This window comes from Sphingomonas yabuuchiae (assembly GCF_001477495.1).
GTDB lineage: Bacteria > Pseudomonadota > Alphaproteobacteria > Sphingomonadales > Sphingomonadaceae > Sphingomonas > Sphingomonas yabuuchiae_A.
Window position 1 is genome coordinate 1 of the sequence record NZ_LDTF01000175.1, and the last position, 568, is coordinate 568.

Below are 568 nucleotides of genomic sequence, written 5' to 3' on the forward strand. Positions count from 1 at the left end.
GTCCCCTCCCTCCCTCCCTCCTCTCTCTCCCCTCCCTTCTCTTCTCTTTTTCTCTCTCTTTCTTTTCTTCTCTCCTCTTTCCCTCCTCCCTTTTCTCTCTTCCTCCCTTCTCTCCTCCCCTCTCCTTCCCCCTCTCTCCTCCCTCTCCCTCTTCCTTTCTCCCTCCTCCTCCCCCCTCTCCTCTCCCCCTTTTTCCTCCCTCTCCTCCCTCTTCTCCCCCCCTCCCTCCTTTCTCTTCTCTTCCTCTCCTCTTCTCCTCTTTCTTCCCTCCTCTCCCTTCCTCCCCCCTCTTCTCCCTCTTCTTTTTTCTCCCCTTCCTTCCCTCTCCCTTCTCTTTCTTTTCTCCCCCCCCTTTCTCCCCCCCCTCTCTCTTCTTTCTCCTCTCCTCCCTCTCCTCCTTTCTCTCTCTTTTCTCCTCCTTTTTCCTCCTTTTCTTTTCTTCCTCTTCTCTCTCCTCCCCTCTCCTTTCTCTTCTCTCCCTCCCCTCTTCTGACCCGGCCAGGATCCGGCTACCGCAACTCGAGCGCGAACTTGGAAATCTGTATGAAAATCTGCTGGCGGGTATCGC

At 55.5% G+C, this 568-nt stretch carries 1 protein-coding gene; it reads right to left on the minus strand.

What is annotated here, in order from left to right:
* The coding region (locus tag NS355_RS19160) for a hypothetical protein (protein ID WP_209445138.1) at positions 1-568 on the minus strand (568 nt) is incomplete at both ends.